This is a genomic window from Bacillus sp. TL12 (genome assembly GCF_022625245.1).
GTDB lineage: Bacteria > Bacillota > Bacilli > Bacillales > Bacillaceae_G > Bacillus_A.
Genome location: NZ_JAJJBY010000119.1, coordinates 1 through 2,580, shown reverse-complemented (window position 1 = coordinate 2,580; position 2,580 = coordinate 1). Strand labels below are relative to the sequence as shown.

Genomic DNA, 2,580 nt, shown 5'->3' with positions numbered 1-2,580 from the left:
TAGTTTAGAAATCTTTGCAACAGAACCTAAAAATGGTACCATTAAGAAACAATCAGAATACATACAAATTGATGTGAAACAGCTTTTAAACCAACTACAGCCCGGAGAAACATTTGAATTAAAACATGCTTATATTGGTGATAAACAACAACTTTTTACACGCGTTATTTTTAATCGATTAACAGAAAAACAACTTCAAAAACGACGAACGAAGATCGCAGAAAAAGAAAAATCACAAAATAGAACGTACTCAGAGAAAAGTAAACTGGTAGCGGGATTAAACGTCTACGTGACGAATATACCTTGGGAATGGGTTCCGATGGAACAGGTACATGAATTATATACTTTGCGTTGGCAAATAGAGATTGTTTTTAAAACGTGGAAATCACTCTTCAAAATAGACCATTATCGCAATGTAAAACAGGAGCGATTAGAGTGCCAATTATATGGAAAGCTAATCGCTATTTTCCTGTGCTCCTCTACTATGTTTAAAATGCGTCAACTTCTTTTGAAAAAGAAGAAAAGAGAATTAAGCGAATATAAAGCGATTGGAATGGTTCAAGATTATTTACATCTGTTGTATCAAGCTATACAACAAAACACTCAAGAAATAACAAAGGTTCTCATCCGCCTGTTTCACCTCCTACAGAAGAATGGACGGAAATCTCACAGATATGAGAAGAAAACAATCTTTGATATTATGGGTGTTGTCTATGAATATAGTGGATTGAAAAAACAAAAGAAAGTTGCATAATTTTTAAAAATGACACCTAATTAGGTTTATTTGGTATGCCCATTTTTAAGGATAAATAGTGTTTTAAGAGTTTTTTAGTTTATTTGAACGAAAGTTCATTTAGTTTCCGTTCTTAAGTTGATGGGCATGGGCCACCATATCAAAAAAAGAAAATTGTACGTTTAGACACATTTTGGACACAAATTAACCGGTACCTTGTACGTTAAGGAACCGGTTAATAATGTTGCAAATCTATTACTGATTTTTTCATAATGAACAGAATTTATTTACATCGGCATCCCCGGTAAAAATTTCGCTATTAATACCATAATTGCCGCTAAGAATACCGCTTTAATAATGAATAGAACAATAATTGGAATTGATGCTTTCACCTTACTTAATCCAGCTGTAATGTGTAATCCGAGCCAAATTAAAACTAAATTCCATACATAGAATATTTCAATTGTATTACCAATTCCGTATGCAAATGTACCCTCCTTAAATAATAATCCTAAACTAGTATACTGAGTCGTTCCACTACCAAAGATTAGACTTAAAATTGTATTAATAAGTCCACCAATAATAAGGACAATGTTTGTATAAACTACAATATTCAATAAGGTTTTGTAAGGAGTATCATTACCAAAGAACATCATAAATATTTTATAAATAGCTGCTATAAATAGTGTTCCAATCATTGCACCAGCAAAGCTTGATCCAATTCCAGAAATAACTTCTGATGTAAGTGAACTTTGTCCAGCAAGATCACCTAATTCTTTTTTCATATTAACCATCTCAGGTGATGTATACATAACATACGCACTTAATCCACCTAGGAGCCCTTGTAATAGTGCTACTAAGAAGAACATACCCCAAACTTTCTTCTTTGTTTTCATTCTTTCAAATTGTACTCCAGGAGATGTAATCATTCCAAATAATGATGGCTTTTTCACACCTACATCTTGTGTATTCATATTCGCTTCCATATATAGCGCCTCCTTCTATTTATATAACTCGTTCTAAGTGGACGGTTCACATCTTCTTAAAGGCTGCTCTGAATCGCCCACTAGAACGATGTGTATGTGTAGTAGAGAGAATTATCTCTACTACACTAGTAAACTATTCGTAACGAAGTGCTTCAATTGGATTTAATTTTGCAGCTTTATTCGCTGGAATTGATCCGAAAATAATACCGAGTGTCATTGAGAATAATACGCCTTCAACAACAACTTCTCATGAAACCAGCGGTGGCCATTTCGCAAATGTGGAAACGATATATGCCTCGCCATATCCAAGACCAATACCAATTAAACCACTAAGAAGCGTTAACATAACTGCTTCAATTAAGAATTGTAATAAAATTTTACTACGGGTTGCGCCAAGTGCTTTACGTACACCAATTTCACGCGTACGCTCTGTTACAGATACGAGCATGATGTTCATAACACCAATACTACCAACAACTAATGAAATGCCAACGATACCACCGATAATCATTGTCATAATTCCCGTCAGCTTTGAAATACCCTCTTGAATCTCTTTTAAATTCATTACTTCGTATTTACCAGTTGCATCACTCGGTTTACGACTGTTTAAAACATCTGCGGCTTTTTTACCTGCATTCTCTAAATCATCTATATTTTTTGCTTGAACAGAAATATTTTGAATTTCATCTTTTCCATACAGTGTCTGCCAGGTTCTGTTGCGAAGTTTTGTTAAGGTTAAGTGGTGCCAACAAAAAGTTGTATATTTTATGCGATTGTTAGTAGCTCCTGTAATTTATTGTATGTCGAAAAACCGAAATCTGAGCCAAGACTTCGGTTTCGTTTATATAAAGCATGAATGGT

2 protein-coding genes and 2 pseudogenes are annotated in these 2,580 nt (G+C 34.1%); 1 reads left to right on the top strand and 3 read right to left on the bottom strand.

Annotated features, from left to right (window positions below; all coding sequences use genetic code 11):
- The coding region (locus tag LOK41_RS27780) for an IS4 family transposase (RefSeq protein ID WP_241819321.1) at positions 1–754 on the top strand (754 nt) is incomplete at its 5' end.
- Between the two features lie 266 nt (positions 755–1,020).
- Here the strand turns inward: LOK41_RS27780 and yknW are convergent.
- The 3 genes and pseudogenes from yknW to LOK41_RS27765 all read right to left on the bottom strand — a co-directional run.
- Complete coding sequence (gene yknW, locus LOK41_RS27775; RefSeq protein WP_241819320.1) at positions 1,021–1,719, bottom strand: YknW family membrane protein; 699 nt, start codon at positions 1,717–1,719, stop codon at positions 1,021–1,023.
- Positions 1,720–1,852: 133 nt separating this feature from the next.
- Positions 1,853–2,428, bottom strand: a pseudogene (locus LOK41_RS27770) (ABC transporter permease); the annotation flags it as partial.
- Between the two features lie 56 nt (positions 2,429–2,484).
- A pseudogene (locus LOK41_RS27765) lies at positions 2,485–2,580 on the bottom strand (IS6 family transposase); the annotation flags it as partial.